Origin of the sequence: Methylocystis sp. (assembly GCF_050251305.1) — a bacterium.
Taxonomy (GTDB): Bacteria; Pseudomonadota; Alphaproteobacteria; order Rhizobiales; family Beijerinckiaceae; genus Methylocystis.
On record NZ_JBFWNB010000067.1, the window covers coordinates 1 to 15,765 of the forward strand.

Sequence of the window (15,765 nt, forward strand, 5' to 3'; positions counted from 1 at the left end):
GACTACAACTACACCGCGACGAAGGAAGCGATCGCGCGCGCCGTCAAGGGCGAGCCGAAGGCCTCGGAAGTCGTCGCCAAGCGCAACGAAGCCAAGCACCCCTTCGCGCCCAACTGAGCCGCGTAGATTTTCGAGATCGAAGGGGGGCCGCACGGCTCCCCTTTTTCTTTTGGGGGACGGCGTGACGGCGATCATCGGCTGGGACATTGGCGGCGCGCATATCAAAGCGGCGCGCGCGGACGACGGCCGGCTGACGGCGGTCGTTCAGATCGCCTGCGCCCCGCATGAAGGCGTCGCGAGCCTCGAGCAGGCGCTTCGTGACGGGCGCGCTGCGCTTGGCGTCGCCGACCGCCATCGCGTCACCATGACCGCCGAACTGTCCGACGCCTTCGAAAGCAGGGCGCGCGGAGTCGCGACGGTCGCTTCGATCGCCATGCGCGAGATGGGCGTTCCCGACATTGTTTTCTATGCGGGCGACCGCGGCCTCATCACGCGTGACGAGATCGGCGCCAACGTCGACGCTGTGGCGTCGGCGAATTGGCGCGCCTCCGCCGAACTGGTCGCGCGTCGTTGCGCCGATGCGCTGTTCATCGACATCGGTTCGACAACCACGGATCTCGCGCCGATCTGCGCCGGCCGCGTCGTCGCGCTCGGCGCGAGCGACACCGCGCGCCTTGCTTGTGGCGAACTCGCCTATGCGGGCTTTTCGCGCGGCGCGCCGCAAGCCTATGCGCGGCGCGCGCCGGTCGCCGGATCCTGGACGCCGCTCGTCAATGAAGCCTTCGCGTCGATGGCCGACGTGCGGCGCGTGCTCGGCGATCTCGCCGAAGGCGAAACCGAGGCCGACCTTTCGCCGACGGCGGACGGGCGCCCCAAGACGATTGCGGCGTCGCGCGCGCGGCTCGCGCGCCTCATCGGCCGCGACGCCGCTGAACTCGCCGACGCGCAGCATCGCGCCCTTGCCGAATTTTTCGCGCGCGCCCAATTGCGCGTCATCGAAGATCAGATTGCGTTATGCGAGTCGCGCGACGCGCGCGCCTTCGACGCGCCGATCGTCGGCGCCGGCGCCGGCCGAAAGCTTGCGGCGCGGCTTGCTCAAGCGCTCGGCCGCGCCTTCGTCGATTTCGGCGATCTGATCGCGGCGCCTCCGGCTTTGCGCGACAAGGCGGCCGTTTGCGCGCCGGCCGCAGCCCTTGCGTTGCTTCCCGAGCCGCGGCGCGCTTAATCCGAAAATTCCCGTCGACTATTGCGCCGCGTCCGCCTTGGCGCGCTGATGCGCGTCGATTTTCGCCCTCACCATCTCCCAGGCTTCGCGCTCCGCGTCGCCCGCCGTCTTGTCGATGGCGATCTGCAGATAGGCGAGTTCATTCTCGATCTTCTCGCGCGGCAGCATGTCGAGACGGGTGGCGAGAATCGCTGCTTCGAGCACGGCGGCGCGCGCCCGATTCATGCCGAGAAAGGCGCGATGCGATTGAATTCGCCGCACCCTGCAGAAGAAACGCGGCCGCGTATCGTGCTCTTCGACGCGCGCGACGATGAGTTCGGCATGCGCGAGCGCGGCGGAAAGGCGCGGCGCAGGCCATTCGTCAATGTCGGTGAGCGGCCAGCTTCGGTGGCCCGTGACAAGCCCCGCAAAGATGCGGGCGTCGTCGGTGAAGCTCGCCGTCAGTTTCGGATTTTGCGCGAGGTTGAACAGAGTCGAGGAGGGACGAAACGGCGCCGCGATCCAGTAGCCGTTTTCCTCGATCAATCCGAGCGGCGCAATATGTGGCCGACCTTCCGGCGATAGCGTCGTGACGACGCATTCATGTATCAGAGCCATCTTTAACAGGTCCCTGGCCCGCTTTGCGCAAGGTGTGGCCCATCTCCTTGAAGCGGGTCGCATCCTCTTCGTTACGATCCGTCGCGACGCCGAAGTCGAGCGGCTCGTCCTGACGATAGCGCTTCCCGAGCCTGTAGGCGATCTCGGCCTTCATCAATTCCGCGCCAAGGTAAAAGGCGTGCGCGCCGTCATGTTCAACGGAAAGATGCGGGAAAAGCGCCATCGCATCGGCCGCGACGTGATGAAACCCCTTGGCGTAGATGTGCACGCCGTCCTGGGTCGTCTCTATGCGGAAATTAGCGTCCCGCAGTTCGCGCGCAAGTTCGGCGATCTCTTGCGGCGTTGCAGCATAGGGTTTGCGATCATGGATCTGCAGCAGCGCGTCGCTATAGCCTTTCGGCAGAGCGCGGTCGGCGCGCGCCGCAAACATTAACCGTCTTGCGGCGTCGTGCTCCTGCAGAGTCCGCCGCGTATGCGGCGAAACCTGCACAGTGAGAAGATGGCGGATATCGAGCTCCGAACACATGCCGAGCATGGCCGCCGTTACGCCGGCGGAGTCGGCGTCGGTGAGCTCCGTGAGATTGCCGGTGCCCATCATGATCTCGGCGTCCGGCTCGCGGGCGCGCAGTTCGACATAGCGGGCGATCGAGGCGGCGAAGCCGAAATGGATCGGATCGAGAATCGGATCGAGAATGGCGCTGACGCCGCGCGCGCGCGCGCGGCGCGCGGCGCGCTGCAGCGAGTCGAGATCGCCATGCGGCCGCGGCGTCAGGATCGGGACGATGGGCGAGTTGTCGGGAAGGATCGACAGCGTTTCTTCGTCCAGACTCAAGAGGTGATCCACGCCAGCTTTCGCTGCGCGTTCGAGCTCGGCGACATTGGCCGAGTCGACGCTCACCTTCAGGCCGGCGTTCTTGAGCGCGGCGATCGTTTCTTCGAGATGGTCGAAGGGCGTGTCTGGCAGGCAGCCGAGATCGATGACGTCGGCGCCGCCGGCGACGAGTTCGCGCGCCTTGACCGCAATCTCGGCGACGCTCATTTTTGACGCGTCGACGATCTCGGCGAAGATCTGCATGTCGTAGCGCGACAGATCGGGGGGCGCGCCGCCGCGTCCGAGATAGGCGGGAAGATCGGCGATTTCCTCAGGCCCGCGTTCGAAGGCGACGCCGAAATCCTCGGTCAGCGCTGCGAGATCGGCGCGACAGCGTCCGGGCAGGATCACGCGGTCGGCGCGCACGGGCCGCGGCAGCCGCCGATGGATGATCTCCTGCGTCATCAGCGCCGCGACCTTGACGCCGATGTCGTGGATGCGCCAGTCTTGCGCCGCTTCGCCGAAGCTCGCGACCATCCGCTCCAACCGCGGCAAAGCGAGATGGCCGGTGAGGAACAGCAGGCGCTCGCTCATGCGGAGCCTTCGCTAGGGTTGCGGCTCGACTTCGCGTCGGCGGCGCTCGACCGCCTCCTGCAGCGCCGCGAGGCTCTCGACCACCTGCGTCGCTTCGAAGGATTTGAGCGCGTCCGTGTTCTGCAGATCGATACGGCGCGGATAGACCATCACCATGCCCTTGGGCGCCCGCGTTTCGAGTTCGGGCGCGGTGTCGCAGGCGAAGACGATCGTCGGCACGCGGCATTTGCCAGCCTGCGCGAAGACATTGGTCGCGAGATTGTCGGAAATGCCGACGACGCATTTCGCCACGGTGTTCGACGTCGCAGGCGCGAGAACCAGCGTGTGGTAGAAGTTGTAATAGAAATTGCCGACCGGCGCGGCGCTCGCCGTCGTGTCCTTGAAGATCCGCACCGTCTCGGGGAGGTCGAGATCGTGCTTATACATGCGCACGACTTCAGCCGCCGCTTTGCTGACGAAGAGATCGACGTGATCGAGCGAGCGGATCATGTCGAGACATTCGGTGAAGAAATGTCCTGATCCGGTGAGCGCCCAACCCCAGCGTGGGGTGACGACTTTCTTTTTTGTCATTAGGCGGACTTCCGCGTTGGAAAAATTGCGATGGCTGCGCCCGGCAGGGCGCCTTCGGCAAGACGCGCGCCGGCGCGCGGGAGAGACGAGGGGCCGGCGACGAAGAGCGGCGTCCCGTCGAGATAATCCGGAAGCGCCGGATCGACAATGTTTTTGCGCACAATCTCGCTCATCGACGCGCCGTCGGGGACGTCGACGCTCTTGATCAGCAGCAGCGCGCGGGCGCCTGTTTTCTTGGCAAGCCAGGCGGCGAGACTGTCGGAGGTGACGTCCCAGGACGGCCTGATGTCTTCGGCGGCGGCGACCATTCCGCTTGGCCGCCAAAGGGCGATGCGCCCGTTCGTCTGCGCCTCTTCGATCGCGCCTGGAGAGGCCGCGAGTTGCAGCGCGTCGTCGCGGTTCGCGAGCGCCAGCGCATATTGCTCCATCGCCAGAACCGCCATGGCGTGCGCCGTCCTTTCGTCATAGCCGATCAGCGGCTGCGCGGCGCGCACCGCGTCGGCGAACGGCCCGCCGCCGGGCGTGATCGCCATCGCGCGGGGGTAGCGTTTCAGCGCCGCGATCCAATCGGCGAGCGCCGGCGCGCCATGCAGGCTTCCGCCGAGCTTGACGACGAGCGGCGCGCTATTTGACGGCATCGATGCGCATCGGAACGGGCGGCAAACGTCGCGCCTCCTCATGAGCGCGCACGCGCCGGATTTTCACGCCGACCGCGCCGGGCGCCACGTCGAGCTTTTCCACCTGAACGGTGACGGCGCGCACGCGCTCATGCAGCAGCACGCTTTCGGCGAGTCGTTCGGCGATCGTTTCGACAAGCTCGATATGGCCGCCGGCGAGAATCATTTTGATCGCGTCCATGATCACGTCGTAGGAAAAGATCGAGCGCATGTCGTCGGAGCCGTTGAGGCGGCTGACTTCCGCTTCGACGTTGAAACGCACGCGCTGCGTATGGCCATGTTCATGGGCATAGGCGCCGATTTCGACGGGCGCGATATAGTCCTTCAGGAACACGCAATCGGTGTCGTTCGCGCCCGGCGGTTCGATATAGCCGCGGCCGAGAAAGGACCAGTCGGCGTGAAACGCGATCTGCGCGTCGCGCGCCGAGGGGATCAGATCGCGGATCAGCGCCGTGGCGCGGCCGTCGATGGCGGCGCGCCGATCGCCATGCGCGCAGAGCGCGCCGCGAAAGCCGAGCACGTCGGCCCCGGTGACCAGCAGGCGCGGCACGTCGGGCGGCTCCAAGGCGCCGGCGAGCCCAGAGGCGAGTCCGAGCGTTCGGCAGCGCGCGGCGAATTCGGAGAGCGCGCTGACGCTCATATAATCGACCAGTCGGCCCTTCCCCTTATGCGCGGTGTCGAGCATCGCGCCATGAAAGCCCGCGCCGGCCAGCGGTTCGAGAATATCGAACTCGGGGCCGAGATCGGCGAAGAATACGGCGACGAGCCGCGTTTTCACGGTGAGCGGCGCCAGCGCGTCGATGATCTCCACCGCGTCAGGCGTCGCCGGCAGGGCGAATTTCACATAGTCGACGCCTGCGTCGAGGACCTCTTCGAAGGCGCGCAGCGCATGCGAGACATCGTGCGGCAGTTCGACGACGGCGCTCACCGGCCGGCGGCCGTCGACGAAGGCGACGATCTCGGCGATCATGTCGAGCGGCAGCGCGCCCAGCGCGCCGCGCGAGGGCGCCTTGCAGTCGATGATGTCGGCGCCGCGCGACAGGGCGATCTCCGCCTCTTCGCGGGAGAGGACGCTCGCCAACATCAGGGTCATGAACTCAAGCTCCGAAGGGGATGAAAACCGTCCGCCGCCGTTGCGGCGGCTGGCGCGCGTCGCGCCGCCCGCATTCATATACACTATAACGGACGCCGCGAATCCTGGCCGTGCGGATCCGCCTATTCGACGACCGAGCCGTTGGCGGCCAGCACCGAGGCGGCGAGATAGAGCGACCCGGCGATAAGCACGCGCGGCGGCGCATCGAAGCTGCGCGTCGACAGGAGCGTCAAAGCCTCCTCGACGCCGCCCGCCGCGGCGCCGCTGATCCCTTCCGCCTTGGCGAGCGCCGCAACCTCCTCGGGGGGCCAGCTCTTATGTTCCCCCTCGACCGGGACGGCGACGACTTCGCGCGCGAGCCCCACGAAATGCTTCAGCAGGGCGCGAATGTCTTTGGTCGTCTGCGCGCCGCAGATCAGCGCCAGCGGGCGGGGCGCCTTGTCGTGAAACTCGGCCATGGCTTCGGCCAGAACGCGGCCGCCGTCCTCATTATGGCCGCCGTCCAGCCACACCTCGGCGCCGGCCGGCGCGAGATCGACGATGGCGCCGCGGGTGAGCCGCTGCAGCCGCGCCGGCCAGTCCGCGCGCGTCAGCCCCGTCTCGATCGCGGTCGTGGGAATCTCGGGCGCGACGGCGCGCAGCGCCGCGATGGCGCCGGCGGCGTTTTCATGCTGGTGGCGTCCGGCGAGGCGCGGCAGCGGCAAATCGAGAAGCCCGCGCTCGTCTTCATAAACGAGACGCCCGTTCTCGTTGCTGATGTGAAAATCCCGTCCGGCGACCGTGAGCGTCACGCCGACCCGCCGCGCCTCGCGGTCCAGCGCCCTGGCGACCGCCTCCGACTGGAAGCCGATCACCGCCGCCGCGCCCTTCTTCAATATGCCGGCTTTTTCATGAGCGATCTTTTCGACCGTATCGCCGAGGAATTCGAGGTGGTCGAGCGAGATCGACGTGATGATGGCGCATTTGGGCTGGGGGATGACGTTGGTCGCGTCATAGCGTCCGCCGAGGCCCGTTTCGAGCAGCAGCCAGTCGGCCGGATCTTCGGCGAAGAGCGAAAACGCCGCCGCCGTCGTGATCTCGAAAAAGGTGATCGGCTGGCCCGCATTCGCCTGTTCGCAGCGTTCGAGGGCCGCGTTCAGCCGTTCGTCGTCGACGAGCTTTCCGCCGCCGACGGCGCCAAGACGAATTCGCTCGTTGAAGCGCAGCAGGTGTGGCGACGTATAGACATGCACGCGCTTGCCGGCGGCTTCGAGCATCGCGCGCAGGAATGCGATGGTCGACCCTTTTCCGTTGGTGCCGGCGACGTGAATGATCGGCGGCAGCCTGAGATCGGGGCGGCCAAGCGCGGCGAGCAGCCGCTCGGTGCGCCCAAGCGACAGGTCGATCTTCTTGGGATGGAGCGTGAGCAGTCGCGACAGGATCGCGTCGTGCTGATCCATTTGCGGCTGCGCCCCGTACCGTCAGGCGGCGGCGTGTCGTGGCGGCGACTTGGTCAGCAAGCCGCACAGCCGCGCCAGAGTCTCGCGCATTTCATTGCGCGGCACCACCATGTCGACCATGCCGTGGTCGCGCAAATATTCGGCGCGTTGAAAGCCTTCGGGAAGCTTTTCGCGAATCGTTTGTTCGATGACGCGTGCGCCGGCGAAGCCGATGATCGCGCCGGGCTCGGCGATCTGCACGTCGCCGAGCATGGCGTAGGAGGCGGTGACGCCGCCGGTCGTCGGATTGGTCAGCACGACGATATAGGGCAGGCGCGCCTCCCGCAGGCGCTGCACGGCGATGGTCGTGCGCGGCATCTGCATGAGCGAGAACATGCCCTCCTGCATGCGCGCGCCGCCGGACGCCGTGAAGATGACGAATGGCGAGCGCTTGACGAGCGCATGTTCGCAGCCGGCGATGATCGCCTCGCCGGCCGCCATGCCCAACGAGCCGCCGAGAAACTCGAAGTCCTGCACGGCGACGGTCACCGGCGATCCCTCGAGATTGCCGAAGGCGAGCGTCACGGCGTCCGCCATGCCGGTCCGCGTCCGATATTCCTTGAGCTTGTCGACGTAACGCTTGATGTCGCGGAATTTGAGCGGATCCAGCGGCGCCTCTGGCGTCGCGAGCAGCTCACATTCGCCGCCATCGAACAGATTCGTGAGCCGCGTCTCGACCGGACAGCGCATGTGGTAGCCCGATCCGGGCACGACATAGAGGTTCGCCTCGATATCCTTGTGAAAGACGAGCTGCCCGCTTTCGGGACATTTCACCCAAAGATTTTCGGGCGCTTCGCGTTTGATCAGCGCCTTGATCTTCGGCGGGACGACGTTCGAATACCAGTTCATGACACGAGCCTCGTCAACCAACTCATGACGCCGCCTTTTGGCCGGGCGTCTCTCACGCCTTGGGCGATCGACGCGACGAGCCCCGTCACGGCGCTGACGCTCGAGGGACCGGCCCGGCCTTCGGCGTCAAGCGAGCCCTTAAGCGCTTCGACGAGCGCCGAGCCGACGACCACGCCATCGGCGTTGCGGGCGATCTCGGCGGCGTTCTCCGCATTCTTGACGCCGAAGCCAACGGCGATCGGCAGCCCGGTATGCCGTTTGATGCGCGCAACCGCCTGGCTCACGCCCGTATAGTCGGCGAGCGCCGCGCCGGTGATGCCGGTGAGCGACACATAGTAGACGAAACCGCTTGTGTTTTCGAGCACCTTGGGGAGGCGCTTGTCGTCGGTCGTCGGCGTTGCGAGGCGAATGAAGTTCAGCCCGGCGTTGCGGGCGGGGACGCAGAGTTCGGCGTCTTCTTCCGGCGGCAGATCCACCACGATGAGGCCGTCAACGCCGGCGTCGCGGGCGTCGCGCAGGAAGCCGTCGACGCCATAGACGTAGATCGGATTGTAGTAGCCCATAAGCACGATGGGGGTGGCGTCGTCGCCGGCGCGGAAGTCGGCGACGAGCTTCAAGGTCTTCCTGAGCGTGGTCCCCGCCCTGAGCGCGCGCAGGCCGGCCGCCTGAATCGCCGGTCCGTCCGCCATGGGATCGGTGAAGGGCATGCCGACCTCGATGACGTCGGCTCCCGCGCCTGGAAGCTGCTGCAGAATTTCGAGCGACGTCGCGAGATCGGGGTCGCCCGCCATCACGAAGGTCACGAGAGCCGCGCGCCGTTCTTTCCTGAGGGCGGCAAAACGATCGTCGATGCGGGTTGGCATAAGCGACAGAGGTCCTTGGTGAGGCGCGCAAATTCGCCGAAAGCCCGCTTCGGCCCGGCCGCGCCGGACGGCTTCGGGCGCTCATGGAGGCTCAACAGGCCGCCGTTGCTTAGTGCCTGGGCGCCGTTCCGTCCACTGTTTTCGCGCGCGCTAAATCGTCACTTGCGCGCCCAATTCCACGACGCGGTCGGAGGGAATCGAGAAGAAGTCCGTCGCGTTGGCGGCCTGATGGGTGAGCGCGACATAGAGCTTGTCCTGCCAGGTCGGCATTTCCGACGAGGCGCTCTCCTTGATCGAGCGGCGCCCGAGAAAGAAGCTCGTCGTCATGATGTCGTATTTGAAGCCGGCCTTGCGCAGGGCGGCGAGCGCCGCGGGGACGCGGGGACTCTCCATGAAGCCGTAGTGGAGCGTCGCCCGATAGAAATCGTCGGCGAGCTTTTGGATTTCGAAGCGGTTTTCCGGCGCAACGCGCGGCCGGTCCTCGGTCTTGACGCAGATCACCAGCACCCGCTCATGCAGAACCTTGTTGTGCTTGAGATTGTGCATCAACGCGGTCGGCGCGACGTCCGGATCGCTCGTCAGAAAAACCGCCGTGCCCGGCACGCGCGTCGGCTTCGATTTCTCCAGCATCTCGATGAGCTCCATCATCGGGATCGAATCGCGATGGGTTTTCTCGGCGAGAAGCCGCGTGCCGCGCGTCCAGGTCCACATGATGATCATGACGCAGCCGCCGAGCGCGAGCGGCACCCAGCCGCCGTCTTTGACCTTCATCAGATTGGCGGCGAGAAAGGCGAATTCGACGATGAGGAACGATGCGGCGAAAAGGATCGCCACGAGCAGGGGCCAGCCCCATTTGCGCCAGGCGACGATGAACAGGAGAGACGTCGAAAGCACCATGGTGCCGGTCACCGCTATGCCATAGGCGGACGCGAGCGCCGACGAGCTCCTGAACGCGATGACGAGCAGCAGCACGCCGATCAGCATCAGCCGGTTGATGCGGCCGATATAGATTTGACCCTCCTGCGACGCCGAAGTGTGGGTGATCTCCAGGCGAGGAATGAGTCCGAGCTGAATGGCTTGCCGCGAGAGCGAGAACGCTCCGGTGATGACCGCCTGCGCCGCAATCGTCGTGGCCAGAGTTGAAAGCAGCACCAGCGGCAGAAGCGCCCAATCCGGCGCAAGCAGGAAGAAGGGATTGCCGACGGCTTCAGGGCGCGACAGCACCAGCGCGCCTTGGCCGAGATAGTTGAGCAGCAGCGCCGGCAGCACAAATCCGAGCCAGGCGGTCCGGATCGGTCCACGGCCGAAATGGCCCATGTCGGCGTAAAGCGCCTCGACGCCCGTGACGGCGAGAAAAACCGAACCGAGGACGACGAAGCCGAGCCACCCGTGCGTCAGAAGGAAGGAGATGCCCTCGCGCGGATCAAAACTGCGCAGGACCTGCGGCGCTTCCGGAATATGCATCGCGCCCAAGACGCCGATGCTCAGAAAGAAGACGATCATGATCGGCCCGAACAAGGCCGCCACGCGCGCCGTTCCGTGACTTTGCGCCCAAAACAGCGCGACCAGAATAAAGATGGTGATCGGCAGGACGAATTCGTTGAAGCGGTCGGTGACGAGCTCCAACCCCTCGATCGCCGACATCACCGAAATCGCCGGCGTGATGATCGCTTCGCCGGCGAAGAGCGCCGCGCCGCCAACGCCGAGCATGAAGGCGACCCGCGTGCGTCGGCCCATCGCGGTCTGCGCGAGCGCCATGAGCGACAGAATGCCGCCTTCGCCGCGGTTGTCCGCACGCATGACAAAGATGACGTATTTGATGGTGACGGTGAAAATCAGCGCGAAGATGAGCAGCGAGATCGCGCCGATGACGGATTCCTCGGTTAGCGCGTCATATTCCACCTGATGCGCGAGCGACTCGCGCAGGGCATAGAGCGGGCTCGTCCCGATGTCGCCGTATACGACGCCGATCGAACCGATGATCAGGCCGATGAGCCCGCCCTTTGCGTGCTCGTCCGCGTGATGCGCATGAGCTTGCGTCCCATCGCCGCCGGAGGCGGGACCGGCGTCGGATCGCTGCGTCATGGGACGTTTCCTTCGATAGGACCCGCCGCGCCGCTTATCGACGTTCTCGGAAGCGGGCGTTCGCCCAGAGCGAGAACGGGGGCGAGCAAGGCTTCCTCTCCTTCGGCGCGGGTCCGCCGATCACGGTGCGGCGATATACGCGCTTTTCCGCGCGATGAGAAGCGGGGAATGCGCTGTATCGTTTGGGCGCCGGACGTTGGCGGACTCGCGACGGTTTCGCCGCTCGGGCGCCTCTGAGATCGGAAACTGACGGCTGTCGGCGATCTGGACAAAGCCGGCCGGTTCTGTAGCTAATCCCTGGGACGACAGTTCTCAGGAGGCATTGTGTTCTCATCCTTGAACAGTTCGGCGCGATTCGCCCCGGCGGCGGGCGCCGCCTCGCCAAATACGGTCGTCACCGACACACAGGGTCTCGAAGCGGGCATGACGACGCTGCCAAACGGGGCGCCGGCCTATGTCGCCCGCCCTCAGGCTGGCGAGGACTTCCCGATCATTCTCGTGGCGCAGGAGATTTTCGGCCTGCATGAGCATATCCGCGACGTCGTGCGGCGGTTCGCAAAACTCGGGTTTGTCGCCATCGCTCCCGACTTTCTCATTCGCTACGGCGACCCGCAAAAAGCGCCGGACATCGACGCGATTCGCGCCATTGTCGCCAAGGTTCCCGACGCCGAGACGATGGCGACGTTCGATCAGGCGCTTGCCTGCGCCGTCGCGCGCGGCGGCGACGCCCGGCGCGCCGCGATAACCGGTTTTTGCTGGGGCGCGCGAATCGCCTGGCTCTACGCCGTCCACAATCCGCAGCTCCTCGCCTGCGTTCCCTGGTATGGACGGCTGGACGGGCCGCATACGCCGGAGCAGCCGCGCTGGCCGATCGACGTCGCGGCGGCGGTGAAAACGCCGACGCTGGGACTCTACGGCGGCGCGGATCCGAGCATTCCGGCCGAACTCGTCACGGAGATGCGCGAACGGCTCAAGCAGGCGCAGGCGCCCGCCGAAATCATCGTCTATGACGACGCGCCGCATGCGTTCTTCGCCGACTATCGCGAAAGCTATCGAGCCGAAGCCGCTCAGGACGCCTGGGCGAGGGCGCTGGCCTTCCTGCGCGCGAAAGGCCTGGGCTGATCGGCGGTCATTGCGGGACCAGCGCGATGATGCGCGCCGGACCGCCCGAGCCCTTTTCGATCTTCATCGGCAAAGCGACGACGATCGCGCCTGTCGGCGGCAGCTGATCGAGGTTGGTCAGATTCTCCAGCCCGCCGATATTGGCGGCGCCGATGATTCTGTGAACCTGGAAGTCCTGCGATGGTCCGTTGTCCACGCTCGCCGTGTCCACGCCGATAAAATCCGGGCGGCGCTCTTTCGCCAGCCATGCGGCGGCTTCGGGGCCGAATGACGGGAAATGCAGATGGCTGGCGTCCCCCGGCGTGTCGTCGCCGAGATAGGCCTTCTTGTCCGGCCAGCGCGAGCTCCATCCGGTGCGCAGCAGCACGATGGCTTTGTCCGGAATGCGGCCGTGCGCCGCCTCCCAGGCGGCAATGTCGGCGACGCTGAGCAGATAATCCGGGTTCGCTTCGGCCTTGGCGGCGACGTCGATGACGACCGCCGGGCGCACGAAGCGTTCGGCGGGAATGTCGGAGCTCGTCCATCCCCTTTCGGCGAAATGCATCGGCGCGTCGAGATGCGTGCCGCCGTGCTCGGGCGAACAAAAGGCCTGCGCGAAATAGAAGAAGCCCGCCTTTGTCGGCCCCTTGTGGAGAACCTTCAGCTCGAATCCGGAGGGCGAGGTCGGCCAATAGATGGTCTCGGCGTTGAAGGCGTGGCTGAGGTCGACGACTTTGCTCGATGCAAGGTCGAGGCTTTGCGCCTGCGCCGGTTCGCGGGCGGCGGCGAACATCAGACAAAACGACAGGCAGCAGAACGTAACGCGCATCTTCATATGAGACGATCTCCAGCAAGGCGCTCGCGCGCTGCGGTTCAAAAATCGCTAGCGATTCCTTTGACTTCCCAGTCGCCGTAGCGCGCCGGGTCGAGACCGCCGCGGCCGCCGCGCTCCTGGGGCTGGATCTGCGATCGCGCGGCCTCGCGGCGGCGCGCCTCGGCTTCCGCCAATGCGCGTTGCGCGGCCGGCGGCAACTGCGCGCGCCGCGCGCTCTGGTTCGTCGGCTGATCTGGCTCGGACACCGCCGTTCCTCCGTGCATTCGTCGCCCGCCGCGCGGGCTATTGTGCTATGATTCGGCTCGGTCGCGGAGGGAGAAGCCGTTTGGCGAATAGCGACAGTAGATCATTTTCCGCTCGGACCAAATCAGCGCGTGCGCCGGGACGCCAGGGGTCGCGGCAGGGCTTCGTGCCCGCCGAAGCGGTGCGGGAGGCCGAAGCGGCGAAGATCCCCGGGCTGCCGGCGCGTCTCGCCGCCGCCAATATCATTGGCGACATCGTGCAGGGCGGGCATCGTCTCGACGATTGCTTCGCGCCAAACGCCGTGCCCTCCCGCGTGTCCGGACTGGATGCGCGAGACGTGGCGCTGACGCGCTCGATCGTCACGGTCGCATTGCGGCGGCTCGGCGTCATTCGCTATGCGCTCGGCGAACTTCTGGAGAAGGGGCTGCCGCGCCAGGCCGCGCGGCTTGAATATTCTCTCATCGCCGCCGCCGCGCAAATCCTCTTCCTTGACGCCGCCGACCACGCCGCCGTCGATCTCGCCGTGCGCGCCACGCGCCTTGAACCCAAGACCGCCGGCCTGAGCGGCGTCGTCAATGGCGTGCTGCGCAATCTCGCGCGTCGGCGCGACGAATTCGTGGACATCGCCGCGGGCGGCGAGCACGACGCGCCGACATGGCTTTCGCAGCGCTGGCGTAAGCACTACGGCGAAGCAACGGCGCGCGCCATCGCCGCGATGCACATGCTGGAGCCGCCGCTCGACCTCTCGTTAAAGGACGATCCAAGGGGATGGGCGGAGCGGCTCGATGGCGTCGTTCTGCCGACGGGATCCGTGCGGCTGCGCGCGCGGACGCCGATCGCTGAACTTGCCGGCTATGAAGAAGGCGAATGGTGGGTGCAGGATGCGGCCGCCGCCCTGCCGGCGCGCCTGCTGGCGGCGCGCTCCGACGAGCGCGTGCTCGACATGTGCGCCGCGCCGGGCGGCAAGACGGCGCAACTGGCGCTTGCGCGCGCCCATGTGGTGGCGCTCGATCGCTCGGCGGAGCGGTTGAAACTGCTCGCCGCCAATCTCGCGCGGCTGAATTTGCACGCCGATGTCGCGGTCGGCGACGCGGCCGCGTATCAGGCCCAGCCGTTCGACGCGATTCTGATCGATGCGCCCTGTTCGGCGACGGGGACCATCCGTCGCCATCCCGACGTCCCCTGGACCAAGAAGCCGGGCGACATCGAAACGCTCGCGGGCCTGCAAACGAAGCTGCTCAACCGCGCAGCGCTCCTGACGCGGGCCGGCGGGCGCATCGTCTATTGCACCTGCTCGTTGGAGCCTGAAGAGGGCGAGCAGCAGATCGCCGCGTTTTTGCGCCGCAATCCGGATTTCCGCCGCATGCCGGTCGATCCGGAAGAGGGAATCCCCAAGGAGTTCATCAATAGCGACGGCGATCTGCGCACGCTGCCGCATTACTGGCCGAACGAGGATCCGCGCCTCGCGGGGATCGACGGGTTCTTCGCCGCGCGGCTGCTGCGATCGGCCTAGACTTGCGCCTCGGCGAGCGGCGCAAACGCCTTCACGACCTGCTCATAGACGGTCCGCTTGAACGGAACGATGAGTTCCGGAAGCGCTGAGAGCTTCTCCCAGCGCCAGGCGTCGAATTCCGGCTTATGCGCGCCGCCGCCCGGGGCGTGAATGTCGATCTCGCCGTCGTCGCCGGTGAAGCGCAGCGCGAACCAGCGCTGCGTCTGGCCGATATATTTGCCGTTCCAGCGGTTGTTGGAGCCTTTGGGCAGGTCGTAGCGCAGCCAGTCCGGAGCCTCGCCCAGGAGGGCGACGCTCGACACATTGGTTTCTTCATAAAGCTCGCGCAGCGCCGCCTCATAGGGCGTTTCGCCCTCGTCGATGCCGCCCTGCGGCATCTGCCAGAGATAGGGCGGCTGGGTGTGGTCATGGGCGCTCTTGGCGCGCCGCTGGCCGATGAAGACGAGGCCCTGGGCGTTCAGCAGCAGGACGCCGACGCAAGGCCGATACAACCCGTGCGGGCTCATCGAGACGTCCCAAGGCATGTTCCAAGGCATGCCCCAAGGGATGGGCCGCGTCGGCGCGCCCTGTCGAATGCGTCGGTCATCGCCGCTCCCCCCGTCGCCAGCCTTCAGCCGGTCGCCCACGCGATCCGCGTCGGGCGGTCATATGCGGCGCGTCAGCGCGCCGTCGGCCTCCATTAGCTCCAGCAGCATTCCCTCGCGCAACCCCCTATCGGCGATGCGCGTCCGCTGCGCGGGGAAAAGCGCGCGAATCGCTTCGAAAATGGCGCATCCGGCGAGGACGAGATCGGCCCGCTGCGGACCGATGCAGCCATTGGCGACGCGCGCCTCGAAATCCATGCCGCGCAGCCGCATGATCGCCCGGGTGGCGTCGTCGTCGCTCATCCACAGGCCGTCGACGCGCCAGCGATCATAACGTTCGAGGCCGAGATGAACGCCGGCCAGCGTGGTGACGGTGCCCGACGTGCCGAGCAGATGGAAACGCGGACAGCGCCGCTCCGACGCCATCCGACGTGCGAAGGGCGCGAAATTCTCTTGCGCCTCCTGCGCCATGGCCGCGAAGGTCTCGGCCGAGACGCAGCGGCCGCCAAAATGCTCAGCGAGGGTCACGACGCCCAATTCGAGCGAGGTCCAGTCGCGGAAGGCGTAGGCGCTGTGGTCGCCGCGCCGCTCGCGCGTCAGCCAAACCAGTTCGGTGGACCCGCCGCCGATATCAAAGAGCAGGACGC

17 protein-coding genes are annotated in these 15,765 nt (G+C 66.4%); 4 read left to right on the forward strand and 13 right to left on the reverse strand.

The features are described 5' to 3' along the window. The coding region (locus AB7F41_RS15795) for a formaldehyde-activating enzyme (protein ID WP_428385182.1) at nt 1-117 on the forward strand (117 nt) is incomplete at its 5' end. Between the two features lie 64 nt (nt 118-181). Beyond that, nucleotides 182-1,225, forward strand: a complete 1,044-nt coding sequence (locus tag AB7F41_RS15800; RefSeq protein ID WP_428385504.1) for a hydantoinase/oxoprolinase family protein — start codon at nt 182-184, stop codon at nt 1,223-1,225. An 18-nt stretch (nt 1,226-1,243) separates the two neighbouring features. Here the strand turns inward: AB7F41_RS15800 and AB7F41_RS15805 are convergent, their stop codons facing one another. The 9 genes from AB7F41_RS15805 to AB7F41_RS15845 form a co-directional block, all read right to left on the reverse strand. Next, a complete protein-coding gene (locus AB7F41_RS15805; protein WP_428385503.1) occupies nt 1,244-1,822 on the reverse strand; it encodes a DUF447 domain-containing protein in 579 nt (192 codons plus the stop codon). After that, nucleotides 1,806-3,227, reverse strand: coding sequence for a DUF6513 domain-containing protein (locus tag AB7F41_RS15810; protein WP_428385501.1), 1,422 nt, complete (start codon nt 3,225-3,227; stop codon nt 1,806-1,808). Before AB7F41_RS15810 ends, AB7F41_RS15805 begins: the two co-directional genes overlap by 17 nt. A 12-nt stretch (nt 3,228-3,239) precedes the next feature. Next, nucleotides 3,240-3,797, reverse strand: a complete 558-nt coding sequence (locus AB7F41_RS15815) for a flavoprotein (protein WP_428385499.1) — start codon at nt 3,795-3,797, stop codon at nt 3,240-3,242. Continuing rightward, entirely contained in the window at nt 3,797-4,435 is a 639-nt protein-coding gene (locus AB7F41_RS15820; protein ID WP_428385497.1) for a uridylate kinase, read from the reverse strand. Before AB7F41_RS15820 ends, AB7F41_RS15815 begins: the two co-directional genes overlap by 1 nt. Continuing rightward, entirely contained in the window at nt 4,422-5,567 is a 1,146-nt protein-coding gene (locus AB7F41_RS15825) for a (5-formylfuran-3-yl)methyl phosphate synthase (protein WP_428385495.1), read from the reverse strand. Before AB7F41_RS15825 ends, AB7F41_RS15820 begins: the two co-directional genes overlap by 14 nt. Before the next feature lie 122 nt (nt 5,568-5,689). Then, a complete protein-coding gene (locus AB7F41_RS15830) occupies nt 5,690-7,006 on the reverse strand; it encodes a bifunctional folylpolyglutamate synthase/dihydrofolate synthase (protein WP_428385494.1) in 1,317 nt (438 codons plus the stop codon). Nucleotides 7,007-7,027: 21 nt separating this feature from the next. Next, entirely contained in the window at nt 7,028-7,894 is an 867-nt protein-coding gene (gene accD / locus AB7F41_RS15835) for an acetyl-CoA carboxylase, carboxyltransferase subunit beta (RefSeq protein WP_428385493.1), read from the reverse strand. Continuing rightward, nucleotides 7,891-8,757 carry a tryptophan synthase subunit alpha gene (gene trpA / locus AB7F41_RS15840; RefSeq protein WP_428385491.1) on the reverse strand — a complete coding sequence of 289 codons (867 nt, stop codon included), beginning with the start codon at nt 8,755-8,757 and terminating at the stop codon, nt 7,891-7,893. Before trpA ends, accD begins: the two co-directional genes overlap by 4 nt. A gap of 150 nt (nt 8,758-8,907) precedes the next feature. Continuing rightward, nucleotides 8,908-10,842 (reverse strand): potassium transporter Kup, encoded by a 1,935-nt coding sequence (locus AB7F41_RS15845; protein ID WP_428385489.1) that lies wholly within the window; start codon nt 10,840-10,842, stop codon nt 8,908-8,910. A gap of 324 nt (nt 10,843-11,166) precedes the next feature. Between AB7F41_RS15845 and AB7F41_RS15850 the strand changes: the two genes are divergently transcribed. Continuing rightward, on the forward strand, nt 11,167-11,964 hold the full coding sequence (locus AB7F41_RS15850; RefSeq protein ID WP_428385487.1) for a dienelactone hydrolase family protein: 798 nt from the start codon (nt 11,167-11,169) through the stop codon (nt 11,962-11,964). A gap of 7 nt (nt 11,965-11,971) precedes the next feature. Here AB7F41_RS15850 and AB7F41_RS15855 read toward each other — a convergent pair whose 3' ends face one another. After that, nucleotides 11,972-12,778, reverse strand: a complete 807-nt coding sequence (locus AB7F41_RS15855) for a cyclase family protein (protein ID WP_428385485.1) — start codon at nt 12,776-12,778, stop codon at nt 11,972-11,974. 38 nt (nt 12,779-12,816) lie between these two features. Further along, nucleotides 12,817-13,023 carry a DUF1674 domain-containing protein gene (locus AB7F41_RS15860; protein ID WP_428406681.1) on the reverse strand — a complete coding sequence of 69 codons (207 nt, stop codon included), beginning with the start codon at nt 13,021-13,023 and terminating at the stop codon, nt 12,817-12,819. Between the two features lie 164 nt (nt 13,024-13,187). Between AB7F41_RS15860 and AB7F41_RS15865 the strand changes: the two genes are divergently transcribed. Then, nucleotides 13,188-14,534, forward strand: coding sequence for an RsmB/NOP family class I SAM-dependent RNA methyltransferase (locus AB7F41_RS15865; protein ID WP_428385482.1), 1,347 nt, complete (start codon nt 13,188-13,190; stop codon nt 14,532-14,534). Here the strand turns inward: AB7F41_RS15865 and AB7F41_RS15870 are convergent. Then, nucleotides 14,531-15,040, reverse strand: coding sequence for an RNA pyrophosphohydrolase (locus AB7F41_RS15870; protein WP_428406682.1), 510 nt, complete (start codon nt 15,038-15,040; stop codon nt 14,531-14,533). The genes AB7F41_RS15865 and AB7F41_RS15870 overlap by 4 nt on opposite strands. Before the next feature lie 138 nt (nt 15,041-15,178). Continuing rightward, a partial coding sequence (locus tag AB7F41_RS15875) for a Ppx/GppA phosphatase family protein (RefSeq protein WP_428406683.1) occupies nt 15,179-15,765 on the reverse strand: 587 nt, incomplete at its 5' end.